Source organism: Pseudomonas sp. FW300-N2F2, assembly GCF_017351655.1.
In the GTDB taxonomy this organism is placed as follows: Bacteria; Pseudomonadota; Gammaproteobacteria; order Pseudomonadales; family Pseudomonadaceae; genus Aquipseudomonas; species Aquipseudomonas fluorescens_AA.
In genome coordinates this window covers 728,219-749,808 of sequence record NZ_JACNDQ010000003.1, presented here as the reverse complement: position 1 = coordinate 749,808, position 21,590 = coordinate 728,219, and the positions used below count along the sequence as shown (strand labels likewise).

Genomic DNA, 21,590 nt, shown 5'->3' with positions numbered 1-21,590 from the left:
CTGGATAGCTGGATGAATACGACCAAAGGTAGCTTCTCATGGCAAACGAATCGAAATGCCCGTTCAATCACGCCGCTGGCGGTGGCACGACGAACCGCGACTGGTGGCCGAACCAACTGAATCTGAAGATCCTGCACCAGCACTCCTCGCTGTCCGACCCAATGGGCGAGGATTTCAACTATGCCGAAGCGTTCAAGCGCCTGGACTTCCAGGCCTTGAAACAAGACCTGAATGCGCTGATGACCGACTCGCAAGACTGGTGGCCAGCGGACTTCGGCCACTATGGGCCGCTCTTTGTCCGCATGGCCTGGCACAGTGCAGGCACCTACCGCACCGGTGATGGGCGCGGTGGGGCGGGTTCCGGCCAGCAGCGGTTTGCACCGCTCAACAGCTGGCCCGACAACGTCAGCCTCGACAAGGCGCGTCGGCTGCTGTGGCCGATCAAGCAGAAGTATGGTCGCAACATCTCCTGGGCCGACCTGATCGTCCTTACCGGCAACGTCGCGCTGGAGTCCATGGGCTTCAAGACCTTCGGCTTTTCCGGTGGTCGCGCCGATGTCTGGGAGCCGGATGAAGACGTCTACTGGGGTTCCGAAAACAAATGGCTGGGGGGCGATGTCCGCTATGGCAAGCCCGACAAAGCCGCCATGCAGGATCCCGGCGAGGGCCAATTGGTGGCCGAACCTGGCAACGAAGAAAGCCGAACTGACGAAGGACGCAACCTGGAGAACCCGCTGGCCGCCGTGCAGATGGGGCTGATCTACGTCAACCCGGAAGGCCCCGAGGGCCAGCCGGACCCGGTCGCCGCCGGGCTGGATATTCGCGAAACCTTCGCCCGCATGGCGATGGACGACGAAGAAACCGTGGCACTGATTGCCGGCGGCCACGCCTTCGGCAAGACCCACGGCGCCGGGCCTGCGGACAATGTCGGTGCCGAGCCCGAAGCCGCTGGCCTGGAGCTGCAAGGCCTGGGCTGGAAGAGCACCTTCGGCACCGGCAAGGGGCCCGATACCATCACCAGTGGCCTGGAAGTCACCTGGACCACCACGCCCACCCGCTGGAGCAACAATTACCTGGAGAACCTGTTCGGCTTCGAATGGGAACTGACCAAGAGCCCGGCAGGCGCGCATCAATGGACACCGAAAAACGGCGCAGGCGCGGGCATTATCCCCGATGCCCATGACCCGGCCAAACGGCGGAATCCAACGATGCTGACCACCGACCTGGCCCTGCGCTTCGACCCGATCTACGAAAAAATCTCCCGGCGTTTCCTGGAAAACCCGGAGCAGTTGTCCGACGCCTTTGCCCGCGCCTGGTTCAAGCTGATCCACCGCGACATGGGCCCGCTCTCACGCTACCTCGGCCCGGAACTGCCCAACGAAGAACTGCTGTGGCAAGACCCTATCCCGGCGGTCGACCATCCGCTGGTCAACGACAGCGACATCGCCGCCCTCAAAGGCAAGCTGCTGGCCGCGGGCCTCACGGTTTCACAGCTGGTGTCTACGGCGTGGGCCGCGGCTTCCACCTTCCGTGGTTCCGACAAACGCGGCGGTGCCAACGGTGGCCGCCTGCGCCTGGCCCCGCAGAAGGATTGGCCAGCCAACCAGCCAGAACAACTGGCCCAAGTGCTGGCGACCCTGGAAAAGGTTCGGAGCGAGTTCAATACGGCCCAAGCCGACGGCAAGAAAATCTCCCTGGCGGACCTGATCGTGCTGGCGGGCAGCGCCGGTGTTGAACAGGCGGCGAAAAATGCCGGGCTCAGCGTGACGGTACCCTTCACGCCAGGACGCATGGACGCGAGCCAGGAACAGACGGACATCGAGTCGTTCGGTTTTCTCGAGCCCATTGCCGATGGTTTTCGCAACTACCTCAAGGGCCGGTACCGCGTGTCCGCCGAGGCGCTGCTGATCGACAAGGCACAACTGCTGACCCTCAGTGCCCCGCAAATGACGGCACTGATTGGCGGCCTGCGGGTACTGGATACCAACGTCGGCCACACTGCGCACGGTGTCTTTACCCAAAGGCCAGGGACGTTGAGCAACGACTTTTTCGTCAACCTGCTCGACATGGGCGTGGAATGGAAAGCCCTTTCCGACACCCAGGAAACCTTCGAAGCTCGCGACCGCAAGACCGGCCAGGTCAAATGGACCGGCACTCGCGTTGACCTGGTCTTCGGCTCCAACGCGCAGCTGCGGGCCCTGGCCGAAGTCTATGCCAGCCCGGATGCCCAGGAGCAGTTCGTCAAGGACTTCATCGCGGCGTGGGTCAAGGTGATGAACCTGGATCGGTTCGATCTGCGGTGAGAAGCGTCCAAGCCCATGAGGTCGTGCGAGGAAGCGGCCTCATGAACTTTTCTTCACCCCACACCTGCGTGTGATTGGGTAAAGTCCCCTCGCTCATTCAAGAAACTAAGGTTTTAGCCCGCACTCCCAGCGGGCTTTTTTTTGCCTGGTGTTCAGGCTGACGAAGTGCGTTGCCCAACGCAGGCTGCTCCAAGGCCGCCCGTCCATAAAACAGCAGCGCCATCAGCCAACAACTCAACCAGACGAAAATCCCCGCCCAGAACGTGTGGGACATGTAGTGCCAACCCTGCAGGACCCGGGTCGTGCCGTAGACAAACCCCAAGGCCAGCGCCCCATACATCAAGGCTTTCGAATGACGCCAGCGGTAGCGGCGGGCGACGAAATACAGCGCCAGCATGGTGAAGCCGCCGGACGCATGGCCGCCGGGCCAGCAACGACCGTCACCGGCGACGTTCAGCAGGTCGAAATTCTGGAACCATTCCCTGTGCTCGATCTTGCCGGCGTACTGGGTGGTTTCCACCGGGCAGTACACGCTGGTGTGGCCCTTGAGGTAATGGATCACCCCGGTGCTGAGGGAAAAGGCGAAGACCACGTAGAGAAAGTCGCGACGGTGCTTGTGGGCAAAACGTAGTGGTTTGCTCAGTCGGGTCTTATCCAGCAGGCGGAGCAGCCCAGGGTGTTTTTCCGGTTTGAAGATCGGCCAGAAAAACGCCAACAGCGCCCCCACTATGGCCGCCTCGCCGGTCCAGTTCGGGATGACCCTCGCCCACTTGTGGGTGATTTGCTCGAACAGCCGCACATGCTCTAGCGGAAAGACCTGGTGCAGCGGATCGTAGAAAAGATCGCTGATGGCGATGTCGATGCGGGTCAGGTCGAACAGCAGGAACACCGCGGCGGCACAGACCAAGGGAATTCCGAGGTTGAGTCCGTAGAAACGGGCGCGAGCAGACGTCAGCATGAGCGGTCCTAATCGTGGGGAAAGTTACTGAAACGCCACCGAGTGCCAGTCAGAGGCCTCGATAAACCCAAGCAAGCGTGGCGCTTGGGGCTGGGCGGCGGAAACGAACAACGAAGCGCCATAGCCGAACGCCGAAGTCGGGCGCTGGAGCGCGGTTTCCATGGCCTGCATGCATTCGCTATGGGTCACCAGAATCAGGTTGCGCCCTGCCACCTTGTGGGCCAGGGCATTACGCAGCAGGTCATGCCGGCAATTGATCAGCCAATCGTCACCGGTGCTCACCTTGTTAAACATGTACCCCGCCGTCTGGGTCGCACGCACCAGCGGGCTGTTGTAGAGGTCGACGTTGTCCAGGCCCAGTTGCTCGAACCGGGCACCGAGGCCCACCGCAACGGCACGGGCGCGGTCCGTGATGCCCTCGCGATCATTCAGGCACGCGGCCTTGGAGTGGTCGCAGCGCTCGACATGGCGCACCAGCACGATCATCTCGCCCTTGGCCCAGCCATCGGCCAAGGCCCGGGCACCGGCGATGTTGCCATGGGCCAGGTCCGGCACCGCTGCCGGGCTCAGCAGCCAGAAGGTCAACGGGATCACCAGCAGCGCCGAAGCCAGCACGACCAGCGTGTTTTGGTAACGGGCAAACCAGCGCGTATCGATCGAGCGCGTCAGGCCGAAAAGGCTCAGTCTCAGTTCCACATCAAGCCGCCCCGACGGCATCCACCTAGTCATTCGATGGCGCGACAGTAAAGAGGCCAACGTAGGCAGGCAGTGAAACCAATGTGAAAAAAAGCTTCAGATCCAGGCCCCCCCGCCGATAAAGCCCTGCTACATGCTCTTGCTGGCTCTTAACAACAACAATCTTCCAGCCAATCGATGATCAAGCAGCACAACGTTCCTGGAGGAATTTGATGAATAGCTGGTTTGGCAACATTAGCGTCAACATGAAATTGGGCCTGGGCTTCGGCCTGGTGCTGGTCCTGACCTGCCTGCTGGCCCTGACCAGTTGGACCAGCCTGGGCGGTCTTATCCAGCGCAGCAACTGGATGAGCGACATCACTCAGCTCAACGCCGGCCTGACCAAACTTCGCGTCACCCGCCTGCAATACATGCTGACCGATGGCGACGAAACCGCCGCACAAAATGTGCAGACCACCCTCAACGGTTTCGTGGCGCAACAGAACACCCTGCTCAGCAGCTTCAAGAGCCCGGAAAACGTCAAGCTGCTCAAGGAGCAGAGCGCGGTCATCAGTGCCTATCAGGTTTCCCTGAACAAAATGCGCAGCGCCTACCGCACCGGCAACAGCGCCCGCGACGCCATGGGCGCGAACGCCGAGGTCGCCTACAAGCTGATCGAGGCCATCGACGCCGACGTGCGGCACATGGCCCTCAGCGATGAACGTTTCGCCCAGTTCCAGGCCATCACCGAGGCCAAGCAGGCCTTCATGCTGGCCCGCTATGAAGTACGCGGCTATACCGCCAACAGCAACGCCGACACCGAACGCAAGGCCATCGCTCAGCTGGACGCCGCCATCGCTTCGCTCAAGCCCTTGAATGAACATTTCTCCAGCAGCCGCCAGGATGAACTGCGCCAGCTGGAAAACGCCCTGACCCAGTACCGCAGCGCCGTGCAGGCCTTCAAGCTGGCCACCGCCGATGTGGTCCAGGCCCGCAAGGAAATGACCGACCAGGGCACGACCATCGTGACCTTGAGCGAGCAGCTGTACCAGATCCAACTCGACCGCCGCGACGCTGAAAGCGCCCAGGCCCGCACCCTGCAACTGATCAGCACCTTGCTGGCGTTGCTGATGGGCGTCATTGCCGCCGTGATCATCACGCGCCAGATCACCGGCCCGCTGCGCGAAACCCTGGCCGTGGTCGAACGCATTGCCAGCGGCGACCTGTCGCAGAACGTCATCGTCACCCGCCGTGACGAACTGGGCGTGCTGCAACAAGGCATCGCACGCATGGGCGTGACCCTGCGTGACCTGATCAGCGGCATCCGCGATGGCGTGACCCAGATCGCCAGCGCCGCCGAAGAGTTGTCCGCCGTGACCGAGCAGACCAGCGCCGGGGTCAACAGCCAGAAAGTCGAGACCGACCAGGTCGCGACCGCCATGCACGAGATGACCGCCACGGTCCAGGAAGTCGCGCGCAACGCCGAAGAAGCCTCCCAGGCCGCCGCCGCCGCGGATGGCGAAGCCCGCGCCGGCGACAAGGTGGTCAGCGAAGCCATCGCCCAGATCGAACGCTTGGCCAGCGAAGTGGTGCGTTCCACCGACGCCATGACCGTGCTGCAACAGGAAAGCGACAAGATCGGCAGCGTCATGGACGTGATCAAGGCCGTGGCCGAGCAGACCAACCTGTTGGCGCTCAACGCCGCCATCGAAGCAGCCCGCGCCGGTGAAGCCGGGCGTGGTTTCGCCGTGGTGGCCGACGAAGTCCGTGGCCTGGCCCAGCGCACCCAGAAATCCACCGAGGAAATCGAAGGCCTGGTGGCCGGCCTGCAGAACGGTACCCAGCAAGTGGCCGCCGTGATGAACAACAGCCGCAGCCTCACCGACAGCAGCGTGGCCCTGACGCGCAAGGCTGGGGAATCCCTGGGAAACATCACCCGCACGGTGTCGAACATCCAGTCGATGAACCAGCAGATCGCCGCCGCTGCCGAGCAGCAAAGCGCCGTGGCCGAGGAGATCAGCCGCAGCATCATCAACGTGCGCGACGTGTCAGAACAGACCGCCGCCGCCAGCGAAGAAACCGCCGCTTCCAGCGTGGAACTGGCGCGGCTGGGCAATCAATTGCAGATGATGGTCAGCCACTTCAGGGTTTGATCATGGACAACGCCCGGTTCCGATGGAATACGGGCGTTATGTATGAAGCCCCCTTCAAGCGTTCCAGGGGTTGATGACGTCAACGCCTGGAAACTCGAAATCCCTGGTATTGCGGGTTGCAATCAGCGCCCCGTGAGTACGGCAAATAGCGGCAATCTGTGCATCAGCCATGCCTGCCGTCCTCCCCTTCGCCTCGCATGACGCAACGAGGGTCGCGTACTCAACCGCCGCATGGGCATCGAAAGGCAGGATCCGGCCAGCAAAATCCTCTTCGAACATTGCCATTGCATGGGCTTCAAGCCTTTGCTTGCGCTTGCCGGAAGGCAGCCGGGCGACACCATGAAGAATTTCCGCCACGGTAACAGCGCAAATGACCAGTTCCATTGCAGGCTGCAAATCAACCCAGGCCAGGACACTGGCGTTCGGCTCTGCACGCATGAACTCTGAAATCACGTTGGTATCGAGCACTATCATTCAGATAAATCCGCCGCATTGGCCTTTTCGTCACGCGCAGGCAGATCCAGTTCCACACCGCCCAGGGCACTGAATCTGTTTCGAATGCGACTCCCCAATCCACCTTCAGGACTCACTCTTGCCAAGGCACGCCCTAAAATCAGCCGGGCCTCTTCCTCCATGGAGTGGCCGTTATGGGCTGCCGCGATACGCAGTTGTTCCTTTATCTGATCGTCCAGGTTTCGAATAGTGAGGCTGGCCATAAAACACCTGCAATCAATGAAATCATTGATTGCAAGCTAGTTTAAAGCGCTCAACTTGTCTAGCGGCCACTCACCCGTCAGCCCCCAGGGACCACCGGGAATCAAAAACCGCCCCACGCATCGCCCTTTCGTACACATCTTCCCCTGACGTCCTACCGTTTTTTTCTGCGTGCTCCTGTACGGTTTTCTCCCGAAACGCACATTCCGTTCGAACAGGAGATAGACCCCACATGGACGTTAGCAACGACTCGCTGTTGCACCGGCTCGTCGCCTTCCCTGCCGGCAAGAAAACTTCAGAAACCAAATTCAGAACAGCCCTACAGCACATGGGTGTGACGTCGGTGTTCGACATCGTGCGCATGGACAAAGCGCAGTTCGCCCTCGAACTCGCCAAGCACAGCGACGCGGATGCCGGGCGGGTGTATGACAGCGCTGTGAGCTATGCCGGACAAATCAGCCGCCTGTACCAGGAACACCGCGTATCACCCAGGAAGGACACCCAGCCAAGTTTCCGGTACAGCCTGGATTCGGATACAACGCCAGCGTCCGCCGGCTATCAGGCACTCTTCGAAGAAAACTGGGATCACTTCTGCGACGAAGGCGACATCGCCGCCATCGACTCACCCGTGGCGTATCTGCGAGCCCTGTATCTGTTCGCCCGGCAATTGGAGCAGCTACCGGCCCCTGTACAAGCGGCCAGGATCACCCTGGAGGAACGGCGCCCGGACCTCGGCAAGCTGATGCTCGATCGACAGAGCGCCTTCGCCACACGCCCGATGCTCGACATCGTCAACGACACCCTGCGCAGCAACATCGCGGCGCACCTGGCCAGTACCGGCAGGAACGAGACCGTCCAGCAGGTGCTGGCCAGCGAGCACTATCCCTTCTCGCTGCCCTACGACCTGCACCATCACCAGTGTCTGCTCGGGCTGGGCGCAGGCAAACCCGTGCTCGGCGAACTGAACTATCGGGTCAGCCTGCAACTGCCATTTTCACGAGGCCCCTCGACGTACGGGCGCGTCACGACCTCTCATCTCGATGCCCAAAAGCTGTTGTCCGGACTCAGCCCGGAACAACAGAACCTGCTGCTCGCGCCAAGCGCTTCAAGCGCCAGGCCTGACGCGCTGAAGAAAAGCTATGGCACCCAGGACATCACACGCCTGGATCAGCTCGATTTTTTCCAGGAACGCACCGGGCTGACGACGGACCAGGTGGAACAATTCCTGGCGCAAGGCCGCTACAGCCCTCGCAGCTCGATCAACAGCCCGGACGCCACGCAGAGCGTTTATGGCGCCAGCTACATCAACGGGTCGGAAAGTACTCCCCCCCTGCGCATCGAAACCCAAGGGGCGTCGCGCGTCTTCCTGCACTATTCCGATGAACGTTTCGACCGTCTCCAGCGCATGATCCGCCTGCATCGCTGGACCGATATCCCCGTGGCCGAACTGGACACACTGATCATCAATGCCCTGCGATCCGAGGGAAGCGACACGCTCAGCGCCAACACGTTGCGCACCCTTGGCGTCTACCGGTACCTGAACCAACGTCATGGCATCGCGCCTGAAGAGTTTGCTTCTTTGCTGCACGACATGCCGGTTGAAGCCTGCGGGGAACGAGTCCCGTTGTTCGATCAGGTGTTCAATCGCACCCGCTTGCTTGAAAACCCCGTGTGGCAATACCCCAAGAAGCCACTGGCCGTCACCGACCTGCAAACCTTCAGCTACTTGAGTGCCGGCCTCGGATTGCCCATGACCCAGGACGCGTTGCTGCTGCTTGCGCAACGAAGCGAGCAATACCTGCTGGGACTGGAACACGACCTGCCTACGGTTTCATCCCTCTACCGCCAGGCCCGCATCGCCCGGATGCTGGGCCTATCGCCGCTGGCGTGCACCGAGCTGGCCCGGCTACTGGGAGGGGACGATTACGGCAAGGCGCTGGTGACCGGGCGACTGTCTCCCCCGGCATCCTCGGCACCCGACATTCTCGACGTGCTGATGGCCTTGGATTGGGCCGTCGACTGGCTCAGGCAAAACGGGCTCGATGTGCTGCAGTGGTGTCGTCTGTTCGCTGAACCAGAAGCGGGCTTGCCACTGAACCAGAACCAGGAACAACGCCTGGCGAGACTTCGAGAGGACACCGAGCACGTCCCTCAGCACCTGGTTGAAACCCTCCTGCATGACATGGCCGACCTTTCCAGCGAGCTCGTTCCCCACGTGATGCAAATGGCCGGTACCGATGCCGAGGCGCTTGTCGCGGCCATCAAGGCTGCCCCGGGCATCATGCCGCAGGCGCTGGCAAAGGTACTGCGCACCGCCGAGGCTTGCCAACACCTGCACCTGAGCAGCAGCACGCTGAACGCCTTGATGGCAAACCCGACATGGCTGGCCCCGAACACTTCCAGAGCCCTCACCCCGCAAACGCTGTATCTGCTCGAGCGTTTCAGCCATTGCGCCCGTCACCAGGCGCAGTCGGAAGAAAACCTGCTGCACTACCTGCATGTCGCCAACCAGGACGGCCAACAGGCGGAAAAAGAAGCCAACAGCCTGCTGGCCAGCCTCCTGAACTGGAACAGCGAAGAAGTGCAACGCCTCACGGCGCAATTGGAACCGCGACGCGCAACGTCAATGGAAGCGCTGGACTGGGTCATGCGCTGCCAGGCGTGCTGCGTCAGCACAGGGCTGTCGGCAGAGCTGCTGCTCAAGGCAACCGCACTGAACCCCCAAAGCCCTGCTTCGGATTGGAAAACCGTCGGCGAAGCGCTGATCGCGGCGAGCCATTGACCACCCCACTTCAATATTCAAGGATCGAATATGACCGTTGCCCTGAACAAGCAGCTCGATGAAAGCCTGCGCGATGCCCTGCTGGCGCTTTACCTGAACAAGGTTGCACCCGAGCAGGCCCCGACGAAAACCCGCCAGCTCAAGACAGCCCGTGACCTCTACGAATACTGGCTGCTCGACGTACTGGTCAGCCAGGATGTGCCCACCACGCCAGTGGCATGTGCCATTGCCAGCCTGCAGCAGTATATCAATCGCATCCTGATGAACCTGGAGCCGGGTTACGACTCGGCGAACATTCCCGCCGAGTACCTACAAACCTGGCGCAACGAGATGCATCGGTACCCGACCTGGGCCGCTCACCAGAAGTTGCTCTATTTCCCCGCCACCTATCTGGACCCGGCGCTGAGGACCACCAAGAGCGAGAACTTCAGGCAACTGGAAAACGCCCTCAGCCAGAACCAGATTCAATCCGATGCGGTTCAATCGGCGATCATGGCTTACCTGAGTCGATTCGAAGAAATTGCCAATCTGAATATCCTCAGCGGTTACATCGACGGCGAGGACTTTGCCAACAGTACCTGGTACTTCATTGCAAAATCCCGCTCGGAAAACACCTATTTCTGGCGCTCACTGAACATGGCGCAACGGCCATTCGATGGCACGCCTGCAAAACCGCTCGCCACCGCGCCGAAACTGGACCAACCAGATCCGCTCGCCTGGTCGGACTGGGAAAAAGCCGATGTACCCATTCCCGAGAGTGCTGCCGAACAGACGATCCGACCCGTCTGGTTCAACAATCGCCTGTTCGTGATCTGGGCAGAATGCATACATCAGGATCCGTCAGCTTCAAGCAGTGCCTTTCAGAATGCCAATATCGCGCCGCAAGGCACGAACCATCCGCTATTGCGTTTGAGCTATTGCTTCAAGAAACACGATGGCATCTGGAGTACGCCGCGGGTTGGTTTGCAAGGTTATTGTGAGGACAAAGTGCTTGGCAGCATGGACGTGGATGCGATCAAGGCGTTGCTCGGAACTGTTGCGGTACAACAGAGCAAAGGCCCGCGAGATTCACTCTATCTGGCCTTATATGCACGCCAGCCCAACACCGGCTCGACACCTGGGCCCGCCGGTACTTTTAGCTTTATTAAAAAAATTCTCATCGGTAAAAATCTCGTGGAAGAGCCTCACCGCTCGACCGCAAAAAAAACCGAAGAACAAAGCTCACTTCCCGTGGAGCAACATTCAACGGATTATTCGCAGGCTGACATCAATGATCAGCGTGTTCAGACAAAATTGCAGTTCTCAAACATCTCCAGCTCTTCAGCGTCGTTACCTGCAAACATTTCGAGCACCCTATCGAATGTCGACGAAAAGTTGAATGGAACACTCTTCAAACCGATCGATTCAATGTACAGGCTGTCACTCAGCGCCGAAGATTCGAACATCCCTGCCCCGCCCGGCAGCATCGGCTTTTCTTTCTCTGGTCGCCTCCAATTCAAGCTGGCACCTCCCGACGACAACTTACCGCCCACCGCCTATGTAAGACTCAACGATGACTCGTACCTCAATGAGTTCTATCAAAGTGATGACTCCGACAGTGAGTACCGGTTATCGATAAATCACTTGAGCGATGTCATCAGAGACACTGAAGGCTTGCCTGGCTTCACCCTCCCTTACCACAACAGCCTTAGCGGAAAATTCATTTCCGTCGCAGCGGTAAGGTATCTGCTCACGACAAAAGACAATCGCTCCACTGATGCCTCTATCAGCAGAATGCGGATACTGCTTCAGACCTCAGGACAGCCCTTTACCTTTTGGAGTGATTTCACTTACGAAGAAAAACTGGCATACAAAAGATATGTCGTTTTCCGCCAACCCGACACATTGGACGGTGGCTCGCTAACCTACGAAGACCTGAAATCCTTGGCGGCGTCCCCCCTGGCGAAGCAACTGCCAGCGCTCTATGAATATCCATTGCGTATCGAAGACCTCGGTGAAGCCGGGGAAACCTTGCTTTATGGGGTTGCGCTAGCTCGCCCCGATGAACCGGATAAAACTATTTCCTTCGCCCTTAAAGCTATCAAACTGACCCTGGCTCCTGCATTCCGCCAACCTCCAGACATCACCTCGGTAACGACACCCGGCCTGGGCACCACCCAGCTCATCGACTTCACTTATTCCGCTATCAAAAACAGCGACGCCAAAAGCCAACTGCGCCAACCGATCCGGTTGAACACGGTGTTCGCCGCCGAACTGATTCGTCGCACCGAAAACAGCCTGGATGAGCTGTTCGACTGGACGACACAGCAACTGCCAGAACCCCCGATACCCGGTGATTCAACCAACACGCTGGATTTCCACGGACCTTACGGCCGTTACTTCACCGAGCTGTTCCTCTACGTGCCATGGCTGGTGGCCCAGCGATTGAACACCGAGCATCGATATGAAGAAGCTGAACGCTGGTTGCGCTACTCCTTCGATCCAAGTCGCACGGGCGATGAACGCTGGAGAAGCGTGCCGTTGACCGATAACAGCATGCCGTCATACTCCAATCAGTCGCCCGACGATCCGCACCAAATCGCCCTCAGTCATCCCGTGCACTTTTGCAAGGCGCTGTACTTTCTGTACCTCGACATACTGATCAACCGAGGCGACGCCGCCTACCGCGAACTGACATCCGATAGCCTCAGCGAGGCAAAGCTCTGGTACGTGCGGGTGCTGGACCTGCTGGGGCCACGCCCCATCGTGCAACCGGTCGACCATTGGACGCCCGTCAGTCTGCAAGCATTGGGCGAAACACCCAGTGCCCACCTGCGCACCTTCGAAAATGCAGTGACCCGCTTGGCCGGTGCTCAGGTATCGCCCCCCCGCGAAGACAGCTCGCGGTCGTCCTTACCGGCTCTCGATAGCCCCTACTTTCATTTGCCATTCAGCCCGCAACTGCTCAAATGCTGGGACATCGCCGAAAGCCGCCTGTATAACCTGCGGCATAACCTCGACATCGCCGGAAAGCCGTTGCATCTGCCGGTCTTCGCGGCCCCGCTGGACCCTCGCGCCATCTCCATTGCCAATGCCCTGAGCCTCTCAGGCAGCCCGGTGACAAGCCTGCCGACCGTCGCCATTCCCCACTATCGCTTCACGACCCTGCACAACCAGGCCCAAGGTGCGGTGGAAAGCCTCAGCCAATTCGGCGCCCTGCTGCTGTCACTGATCGAGCGCAAGGAACAGGCTCAGTTGCAGGAACTGCAGCAACAGCAAGCCTGGGATCTGGCAAAGGTCTCCGTCGACCTGCAGCGCCAGGCCTTGAACATTGACCGTCAGAACCGCCAGGCGCTGTTAGCCGGCAAAGCGATCGTCCAAGGCCGCGGCAACCATTACAAAAAATTGTTGGAGGACAACCTGAGTGAGCCCGAGAAAAATGCCGGTTACTTATACCTGGCCACCGGCTCGTCAGAGTTCGCGGCTCTAACCTACCAAGTCGCGGCGGGTGGAATGATGATGGCGCCGAACGTCTTTGGCTTCGCCAATGGTGGCAGCCGTTGGGAGGGGCCGATGCTAGCGGCCTCCGCAGCGGCCCATAGTGCCGCAGTCATCAGCCGCACGGCAGCGGACCAACTCGACCGTCAGGCATCGTTCAATCGTCGTTGGGACGAGTGGTACCAGGCATACGAACAGTCACAACTTGAACTGGCGCAGATCGACGCGCAACTGGCGCACTTCGCCGAGCAGGAAACCGCCACCCGCCTGCAATTGCGCCTGGCCGAATTGACCCTGAACCAAGCCAGGGCCAACTACGACTTTCTCAGTAAGCGCTTTACCAAAACGCAACTGTACCAGTGGCTGAACAGCCAGTTCGCCGCGTTTTATCGCCAGGCCTACGACGCGACCCTGGGCCTGTGCCTGGCTGCCGAGGCCTGTTGGCAATATGAAATTGCTGACTTCAACACCCGCTTTGTCCAACCCGGAGCATGGCATACGACCTATCGAGGGCTCGGGGCGGGCGAGCTGTTGAAACTGAACCTGCTGAAGATGCACACCGAATATCTGCGCCGTCATGAGCGCGAGCTGGAGATCCGCAAAACGGTATCGCTGCGTCAACTGAAGCGCAAAACCAAAACCGGTTCCATCAATAAAGAATGGTCAGGGATCCAGGCCGATTTGAAGAACGGCAAGTACGAGTTCGAGCTGACCCACGAACTGTTCGAGAACGATTACAGAGACCAGCAGCATTATCTGCGGCGTATCAAAACCATCAGCGTCTCCCTGCCGGCCATTGTCGGCCCTTATGAAAACATCCGGGCCACGCTGACCCAGACCGCCAGCAAGGTGTTCATGTCTCCCGGCGATCAGGGAAGCGCCATGGAGAGCCGACGCGCCCACCAACAGATTGCCCTTTCAACGGGTGTCGACGACAACGGTTTGTTCACCCTGAATTTCAACGATGAGCGCTACCTGCCTTTCGAATACACCGGTGCAATCTCCCAATGGCAACTGACCTTCCCGAACCCCGAAGCACAAAAGGACCTGCTTGAATCACTGACCGACATCATCGTGCATGTGAGCTATACGGCCCGGGTCGGCGGAGGTTCTCAATGAATGAACAACACTCACTGCCAGTCACCGCGCCGTCACTGCCCAAGGGCGGCGGTGCCATTCAAAGCATAGGCAAAGGCTGGGGTCCCGTCGGCGCCCACGGTACCGCCACCTATGAACTTGCGTTGCCTGTTTCGCCGGGGAGGGGCTTTGCGCCGCCCTTGTCCCTGAGTTATGCCAGCTCGGCCGGCAATAGCGTGTTCGGCATAGGCTGGGGATTATCCCTGCCCAGCGTGACGCGACACACCAGCAAGGGCGTACCGGCCTATACCGAAGACGATGAAATCGTCGGGCCCGGCGGGGTGACATGGCTGCCCGAGCGAGATTTGCAAGGCGCCATCGCCTCGGCCCGCATCGATCGTTACAACGACCTGGAGCTGGGCACGACCTACAGCGTTACACGCTACTTTCCCAGAATCGAGAGCAGCTTCGATCGCATCGAGCATTGGTCGTCGCAAAGCGACAGACCGGGATTCTGGCTGGTGCACGGTGCTGATGGCAGCCTGCACCTGTTCGGAAAGAACCTCGCCTCGCGTCGGGCCGATCCCCAGGATATGAGCCGTGTCGGCGAATGGTTGCTGGAGGAAAGCCTGAACGCCCGTGGTGAACACATTCTTTATCGATACAAGGCCGACGCAACGGCCCAGCGCTATCTGAGCCAGGTGAGCTATGGCAACTTCGAAGCCGATGAACACCTCTACTCATGGAAAACCGAGCGGCTTGAACCGGTGCAATGGCACTTCGAGCTGGTGTTGGACTATGGCGAACGGACCACCGGCTACGGACACAAACCGCTGTATGAAGGCAAGCAATGGCAAACCCGCAGCGATGGCTTTTCCAACTTCGCCTACGGCTTTGAATTACGCACCGAACGCCTGTGTCGCCAGGTCCTGATGTTTCATCGTTTTCCCGATGAATTGGGAGCCGATCCCGTGCTGGTGCGGCGTCTGCTACTGGAGTATCGCCAGACCTCCCTGGGCTATCAGCTCCTGAGCGCCGCCCATGAGCAGGGGTTCGGCGAATCGGCCACCGTCGAGAGCCGCCCGCCCATCGAGTTCAGCTACAGCGAATTCCAGTTGCGCCCCGACACCCTCGCCTGGCAGCGCTTTGAGAACCTGCCGGGGCTCGACGACCACGGGTATCAACTGGTGGATTTGTACGGCGAAGGCCTGCCGGGCGTGCTCCATCGAACCGACAGCGGCTGGCATTACCGCGAGCCCGTGCGGGCCAAGGCCAAAAGCAAAGACGTGGCCTACGGACCGTGGCGAACGCTACCCAACATCCCCACTACCGACACTGCGGCACCGGTGCATCAGGCACTGAGTGACCTCACGGGTGACGGTCGTCTGGACTGGATCGTCGCCCAACCTCAACTGAGCGGCTTTTTCTCCCTCGATACCGATCGAAGCTGGTCGGACTTCGCAACGTTCAATGCATTTGCGCCAGAGTTCTTCAGTTCACAAGGACAGTTGGCCGACCTGATGGGCGACGGGCTCAGCGATCTGGCGTTGATTGGCCCGCGCAGCATTCGCCTTTATGCCAACCAGCGCGAACAGGGTTTTTCGTCCCCTTTGGAAGTCCCTCGCGAAGCGAATGAAGACTCCCTGCCCGTATCCGGAGGCTTACCCGGTGAGCTGGTGGCGTTCAGCGACGTCCTGGGCACCGGCCAGCAGCATCTGGTGCGCATACGCCACAACGAAGTGAAGTGCTGGCCAAACCTGGGTCGTGGGCGCTTCGGCAATGGCAGGCTGCTGGACTTCGCCGGGCTTGCCTACGAAGCCTTCGACGCCTCGCGTATTCGCCTGGCGGATCTGGATGGCTCCGGCGCCGCCGACCTGATCTATCTGCAGACGAACCAGGCATTGATTTTCATGAATCGCTGCGGCAATGGCTTCGACGCGCCGCAGGCCCTGCCCTGGCCACCGGGCGTGCGCTACGACCCCTTATGCCAGGTGCGCATCGCCGACCTGCAAGGACTCGGCTGTTCCAGCCTGATCCTGAGCGTACCGCACATGACGCCCCGCCATTGGCGCTACGACTTCGTCCGAGCGAAACCGTACCTGCTCACCGGCACCAATAACAATATGGGGGCCGCCGACACCCTCGACTATCGCAGCTCAGCGCAGGAATGGCTGGATGAAAAGATGGAGCGAGTCCAGGCCGGCAAACCCGTCACCTGTCGCCTGCCGTTGGCCCTGCACCTGATCTCGAGCCAGACCCAACTGGATGAGATAACCGGCAACCGATTGACCCAGACGTACGCCTATCGCCAGGGCTATTACGATGGCCATGAACGGGAATTTCGTGGCTTTGGCCTGTTGCTGCAAACCGACAATGAAACCAGTCCTGGCGATGCTGACTCCGAGGACTTCACGGCACCATGCCTGAAGAAGACCTGGTTTCACACCGGGCGCAAGGTGAACCTGCCACGTTTGGGCTACAGCCGCGCCGACAAAAAAGCCGTGGGCCTGGGCAAGGCACTGCTGTGCCAATACCAACCCGAATTGCAGAACGACTCGCTCATGACCCCGCCAGACGCGACCACCGAACTTGAAATGGCCCACGCCTTGAGTGGCCGTCTGTTGCGAAGCGAGATATTCGGTGTCGATGAGCGCTTGAAAACCAGAACCTTGTACTCGGTCCAGGAATATCGCTACGGCGTACGTTTGCTACAAGTTCCCGGCACCAATCGACGCTACGCCCGGATGTTGCCGCTGCTGCTGGAGTCGATCACCTATCAGTATGAAGGCGTTCCCCAAGACCCGCGATGCCGACACACCCTGAACCTGCAACATGACCAGTACGGTGCGCTGACCCACAGCGTGGATATCCATTACGCCCGACGAAAAACCCCCGATGATCCCCCACCGTTCAGTGACCCTGACCAACAGCAATGGTGGCGTGATGCTCATGACCCGGCGCAGCAGTTCTACTACCTGAACGAAACCCGCGCTGAATTCATCCACTTGCCTGTGCCCCAGGCATGGCGCCTGGGCCTGCCTTATCGCCAGCGCACCAACGCCTCGCAACGTCCCAAGGCCCCCGAGGCCGGAGGGCTGGCTACACAGGACCTGACATTCGAAACGCTTTCGGGACTGGTGATGCAAGCAACCTGGACCACTGCAAGCGTAATGACCAGCCTGTCGGTGCAACGCTACAAACACGCCGCGAGTGCCGCAACCCTGCCGGACGGTGTCGCCGGCTTCCGGGCCCTGGCCGACCATATGGAAACCGCCGAGCTGGACGAAACCGCACTTGAAGCCTTCCAACTGTTGCCACAAGAAAAGCGCCCGAAGGGCCGGATGCTCGAACGAAACCACTATCACTCCATGGTCGATTTTTTGCCCGCAAGCCACCTGCCCAAGCGCCTCTGGTCAGTCAAAAGCGGCTTCACGACTTATGCCCAGCGAGAGGGTTTCTACAGAATTCGGACCCTGCAACCAAGCGAAAGCCACGGCCTGATCGAGATCAGCCACGACGATCACCACTGTTTCCTCAAGCGTTTTCAACTGCCTGATGGCTGCGCCGTCGAAGCCACCTACGACTACCGCTCGCTCCAGCCCCAGCGTATCACCGACCCCAACGCCAATTTCCAGGAAGGCCTGTTCGATGCATTCGGCCAGGTCGTTGCCACCACGCTGTACGGCGACGAGGACGACAAGCGGGTCGGTTTCAGTCCCCTGGCACAGTTCGAACGGCCACTGTTCAGCGGTCCGGTGGACGCAATCGAACAGGCCAAGGAGGCTCTGCGAGGGGCCGCCACGGCCGTCTATCCTGCGCCTTTCAGTTGGATGGGTTGCGTATCCAGGGCGGCATTGGCAGACGCCGACTGGCTGGCGCGTTGCGTCACCAAGGGTGACCTGCTTCCTGACGGCCATATCCTAGCGTCGGCCCGCGCACGGCTGTCGAACCTTGAAACGCTCTCCACCGATGACCTGAAGCTGAAACTCGAACTCGACGCCTCGACACGTGAGCCCGTCCACATCGCCACGCTGGTCGCCGACCGATATCCCGATGACCCCCAGCAACAAATCCGCATCGCCGTCACCTGCTTCGATGGCTTCGGTCGAACGCTACAAAGCAAGCAACGGGTCGAGTCGGGCCAAGCCTACGTCGTCGATGCCAAAGGCGATCTGACGCTGCTGGATGCAAAGCCCAAGGAGCAGATCGCCGAACTGCGCTGGCGAGTCAGCGAACGGGTGGAATACAACAGCAAGGGATTGGCGATCCGCATCTACCGGCCTTACTTTGCCGATCAGCATCGCTACATCAACGATGCGGCCTTGCGTCCGTTCGGCCATTGCGACCAGCAGTTCTACGATGCGCTGGGACGCCCCACCCGCACGCGCCTGGCCAAGCGAGACGGCCTCTCCTACATGCGCCGGCACACCCGCCATCCCTGGTACAGCGTGGACGAAGACGAGAACGATACATTGCACGAAGTCATGTCCGAGCAACCCGCCACTGCCGGAGGTGCGGCATGAGTGCACGCCTTTATCACAAGACCCCCACGATCAAGGCCTTCGATAGCCGAGGCCTGCCTGTGCGACAGGTCGCGTACTACCGGCACGACGCCGAGCAAATCCCTCAATCGCGCATCGTCCGGCAAGACTACGACACCGCCGGACGGCTGGTTGCGCAGCGCGACCCCCGGCTATCTGACAACGCATCGAATGCCAACCAGCGGACGATTTACAGCTTGTCCGGCAAGACGCTGCTGGTGAACAGCGCCGACGCCGGGTGGCGCCTGAACCTGCTGGGCGATGCCGGGCAAATCCTGCACTGTTGGGATGAACGAGGAACCTGGTGGCGAACCACCTATGACAATCAACTGCGCATGACCGCCATCCACGAGCAAGTGGCGGGCAAAAATCCGCGCAGAGTCGAATGCCTGCGCTACGGCGATCATTCGCCGGCGTCGGCGGCGCATAACCGGTGCGGCGCACTGATCCGTCACGATGACAACGCAGGCACCCTGCTCACCCCCGCTTATGCGCTCTGTGGTAAACCGCTGCGCCAGACAAGGCATCTGTTGGCCGACCTCAGACAACCGGACTGGCCAAAAGAAGAGCAAGAGCGCGATCGATTGCTTGAGCAGGGGAACGGCTACACGACGAATTGGCGCTACGACGCACTTGCGGAACTCATCGAGCTGTCCGATGCCGCACAACACCAACAGCGCTACTCCCTGGATGTTGCCGGCCAGCTCAGTTCCATGAGCCTGAAGATAAGGGATGCGGCGAACGAAAAAACCATTCTCACGAATCTTGTCTACAACGCATTCGGCCAGGTCGAATCCCAAACGGCCGGCAACGGGGTCATCAGTCGCGCGGTGTTCGATCCGGCCAGCGGTCGACTGACCGCACTGCGCGCATCGGGGCCGACTGGCACCCTGCAGGATCTGCATTACACCTACGACCCGGTGGGCAACGTGACGCACATCGAGGACAAAGCCCAACCGGTGCGGTTCGGCAGCAACCAGCGGATCGAAGCCCTCAGCACGTTCACCTACGACAGCCTTTACCAACTGACCAGCGCGACCGGTCGTGAAGCGGCGGGCCTGAGCGCCCCCCCGGACTTTCAAGCCCCGGGCAAAGCGCCTATCGACGCCAGCCAGTTATTCGGTTTTACCGAGTACTACACATACGACGCCGGCGGTAACCTGACCGGATTGCGCCATGTCCGCGACCGCAACAATTACACCCGGACCCTGAACGTGGCAGCCACGAGCAATCGCCTTCAATCCTGGAACAAGGGTCACTCGACATCGGACGTGGCAGTGGACTTCGACGGCAATGGCAACCAGCAAGCGCTATCGCCGGGCCAGGCCCTGGCCTGGAACGCCCGCAACCAACTCGCGAGCGTGACGCTGGTCCAGCGCGATGACGCTGCTGACGACGTCGAGCGCTATCACTACGACAGTGGCGGTCAACGGGTGCGCAAAATCCAGACTACCCATACCGCAACGATGACACACACCCGGGAAGTCCGTTACCTGCCGGACCTTGAAATCCGCACCCGACATAACGAGCGCCTGGAAGTCATCACCCTGCAGGCGGGTCGTTGCAGCGTGCGGTATCTGCACTGGACGCAAGGGCGGCCGTCCGGTATCGCAACCAACCCCATGCGCTACAGTCTCGGCGACCACCTGGGCTCCAGCATAGTGGAACTCGACGACCAGGGCGGCCTGATCAGCCAGGAAAGCTATCTGCCCTATGGCGGCACCGCCTGGGCAGCATCCCGTTCCGCCGTGGAAGCCGATTACCGGACCATTCGTTACTCGGGCAAGGAACGCGACGCCAGCGGCCTGTATTACTACGGACAGCGCTACTACGCACCGTGGCTGCAACGTTGGATCAATCCCGATCCTGCGGGGGCGGTCGATGGGTTGAACCTGTATTGCATGGTGGGGAACAACCCACTGCGCTATGCCGATCGATCCGGCAACAACAAAGAAGAAACCACCATCAAGCAGGAGATAGCGGCCTACCCGGGTATCCTGTCCACGGTAAACAACCGGGTCGGTGTGTTGAATTACCAGATCTACAACAGTTTCAGTACGAAAGACGTCACCAAACGAGTCTTCCAGGCCTACGCCTACAACGCATCAAAGAACCTGATCTCGTTGGGAGCTGGCATTCTGGCGGCGCCCGCCGGGCTGATTGCCTCATGGACGGCCATGACTGGCACGACCCTGACGACCGACGCCATCGCCAACAAAATGGACTCAACGCGACATCTGCCCGCTTCGATCTATCCACAGGCCAGCCGACTGGATCCCAACGACATCGAGCATGAAGGCCGGACCGCCTTCTATGACTTGCATGCAAAATCCCGAAAAGCGCTAAAAGACCTGGACCCACGCCACTCCACGGGGCAAAAGAAAATATCGCTGATGGTGACTAACTTCATCCTGACCAAGGTGCTCAAGGTTCCAGGTGCATGGATCGCCAACTTCGAAGCGTCCACCCAGGCCACGAAGACTTCCAATGGAATACCTTCACAGAAAATCAAGCGTCTGGACGCTGCCCTGCTTGAACTCGATACCCATCTGGAACACGACTCTGCCGCCATCGACGCCGCGTTCGATACGCTTGGGGTAGAAGAGTTCTATGCCAAGGGGGTTAAAGGATTGTTCAATCGATCCCTCGATCGGTTGGCTAACCCGGCAGGGACGGCAGAGGCCCGCACGTTAAGCCGCGCAGCCATGCAACGGGACATATCTGTCACCCGGGCGACGATACAACGCGGGCGAGAACTGCTATTCCGACTCAACGAATACAACAAATCCCTGGGCCGACTCTCGCCATGATTCGACCGCTGGGCCGACCGAAGTGATCAGTCCGCCCACGGATTGATCACTTCAATGCCGGGAAACTCAGAGTCCCGGATATTGCGAGTCGCAAACGGGG

The 21,590-nt window shown here is 60.1% G+C and carries 10 protein-coding genes and 1 pseudogene; 7 read left to right on the top strand and 4 right to left on the bottom strand.

Annotated elements, in window-relative coordinates:
* Positions 1-38 precede the first annotated feature (38 nt).
* The gene (gene katG, locus J4E63_RS23990; protein WP_207283550.1) at positions 39-2,303 is read left to right on the top strand and encodes a catalase/peroxidase HPI; all 2,265 of its coding nucleotides are present in this window, start codon (positions 39-41) and stop codon (positions 2,301-2,303) included.
* A 97-nt stretch (positions 2,304-2,400) separates the two neighbouring features.
* Here katG and J4E63_RS23985 read toward each other — a convergent pair whose 3' ends face one another.
* A complete protein-coding gene (locus J4E63_RS23985) occupies positions 2,401-3,261 on the bottom strand; it encodes a phosphatase PAP2 family protein (protein ID WP_207283549.1) in 861 nt (286 codons plus the stop codon).
* Between the two features lie 24 nt (positions 3,262-3,285).
* Positions 3,286-3,957, bottom strand: a complete 672-nt coding sequence (locus tag J4E63_RS23980) for a histidine phosphatase family protein (RefSeq protein WP_404943343.1) — start codon at positions 3,955-3,957, stop codon at positions 3,286-3,288.
* A 212-nt stretch (positions 3,958-4,169) separates the two neighbouring features.
* On the opposite strand from J4E63_RS23980, the pseudogene J4E63_RS31395 reads away from it, so the two are divergent.
* Both J4E63_RS31395 and J4E63_RS31390 read left to right on the top strand, forming a co-directional pair.
* Positions 4,170-5,183 (top strand): annotated as a pseudogene (locus J4E63_RS31395) (methyl-accepting chemotaxis protein); the annotation flags it as partial.
* Positions 5,184-5,225: 42 nt separating this feature from the next.
* Positions 5,226-6,089 carry a methyl-accepting chemotaxis protein gene (locus J4E63_RS31390; protein WP_371857826.1) on the top strand — a complete coding sequence of 288 codons (864 nt, stop codon included), beginning with the start codon at positions 5,226-5,228 and terminating at the stop codon, positions 6,087-6,089.
* A 54-nt stretch (positions 6,090-6,143) separates the two neighbouring features.
* Here the strand turns inward: J4E63_RS31390 and J4E63_RS23970 are convergent, their stop codons facing one another.
* Together J4E63_RS23970 and J4E63_RS23965 are read right to left on the bottom strand one after the other, a co-directional pair.
* Positions 6,144-6,563, bottom strand: a complete 420-nt coding sequence (locus J4E63_RS23970; protein WP_060739268.1) for a type II toxin-antitoxin system VapC family toxin — start codon at positions 6,561-6,563, stop codon at positions 6,144-6,146.
* On the bottom strand, positions 6,560-6,805 hold the full coding sequence (locus J4E63_RS23965) for a FitA-like ribbon-helix-helix domain-containing protein (RefSeq protein WP_060739269.1): 246 nt from the start codon (positions 6,803-6,805) through the stop codon (positions 6,560-6,562). The genes J4E63_RS23970 and J4E63_RS23965 overlap by 4 nt, the downstream gene beginning before the upstream one ends.
* 230 nt (positions 6,806-7,035) lie before the next feature.
* On the opposite strand from J4E63_RS23965, the gene J4E63_RS23960 reads away from it, so the two are divergent.
* Genes J4E63_RS23960 through J4E63_RS23945 form a run of 4 tightly spaced genes read left to right on the top strand, consistent with a single transcriptional unit; the run spans position 7,036 to position 21,490 of the window.
* Complete coding sequence (locus J4E63_RS23960; protein ID WP_207283547.1) at positions 7,036-9,585, top strand: Tc toxin subunit A; 2,550 nt, start codon at positions 7,036-7,038, stop codon at positions 9,583-9,585.
* 30 nt (positions 9,586-9,615) lie between these two features.
* Positions 9,616-14,181 (top strand): neuraminidase-like domain-containing protein, encoded by a 4,566-nt coding sequence (locus J4E63_RS23955; RefSeq protein ID WP_207283546.1) that lies wholly within the window; start codon positions 9,616-9,618, stop codon positions 14,179-14,181.
* A complete protein-coding gene (locus tag J4E63_RS23950) occupies positions 14,178-18,662 on the top strand; it encodes a SpvB/TcaC N-terminal domain-containing protein (protein ID WP_207283545.1) in 4,485 nt (1,494 codons plus the stop codon). The genes J4E63_RS23955 and J4E63_RS23950 overlap by 4 nt, the downstream gene beginning before the upstream one ends.
* Entirely contained in the window at positions 18,659-21,490 is a 2,832-nt protein-coding gene (locus J4E63_RS23945) for an RHS repeat domain-containing protein (protein ID WP_207283544.1), read from the top strand. The genes J4E63_RS23950 and J4E63_RS23945 overlap by 4 nt, the downstream gene beginning before the upstream one ends.
* The last annotated feature ends 100 nt before the right edge of the window (positions 21,491-21,590 follow it).

Coding starts and splice junctions, on each gene's coding strand:
- katG (WP_207283550.1), top strand. CDS start 39: ATGGCAAACGAATCGAAATGCCCGTTCAATCACGCCGCTGGCGGTGGC.
- J4E63_RS23985 (WP_207283549.1), bottom strand. CDS start 3,261: ATGCTGACGTCTGCTCGCGCCCGTTTCTACGGACTCAACCTCGGAATT.
- J4E63_RS31390 (WP_371857826.1), top strand. CDS start 5,226: ATGGGCGTGACCCTGCGTGACCTGATCAGCGGCATCCGCGATGGCGTG.
- J4E63_RS23970 (WP_060739268.1), bottom strand. CDS start 6,563: ATGATAGTGCTCGATACCAACGTGATTTCAGAGTTCATGCGTGCAGAG.
- J4E63_RS23965 (WP_060739269.1), bottom strand. CDS start 6,805: ATGGCCAGCCTCACTATTCGAAACCTGGACGATCAGATAAAGGAACAA.
- J4E63_RS23960 (WP_207283547.1), top strand. CDS start 7,036: ATGGACGTTAGCAACGACTCGCTGTTGCACCGGCTCGTCGCCTTCCCT.
- J4E63_RS23955 (WP_207283546.1), top strand. CDS start 9,616: ATGACCGTTGCCCTGAACAAGCAGCTCGATGAAAGCCTGCGCGATGCC.
- J4E63_RS23950 (WP_207283545.1), top strand. CDS start 14,178: ATGAATGAACAACACTCACTGCCAGTCACCGCGCCGTCACTGCCCAAG.
- J4E63_RS23945 (WP_207283544.1), top strand. CDS start 18,659: ATGAGTGCACGCCTTTATCACAAGACCCCCACGATCAAGGCCTTCGAT.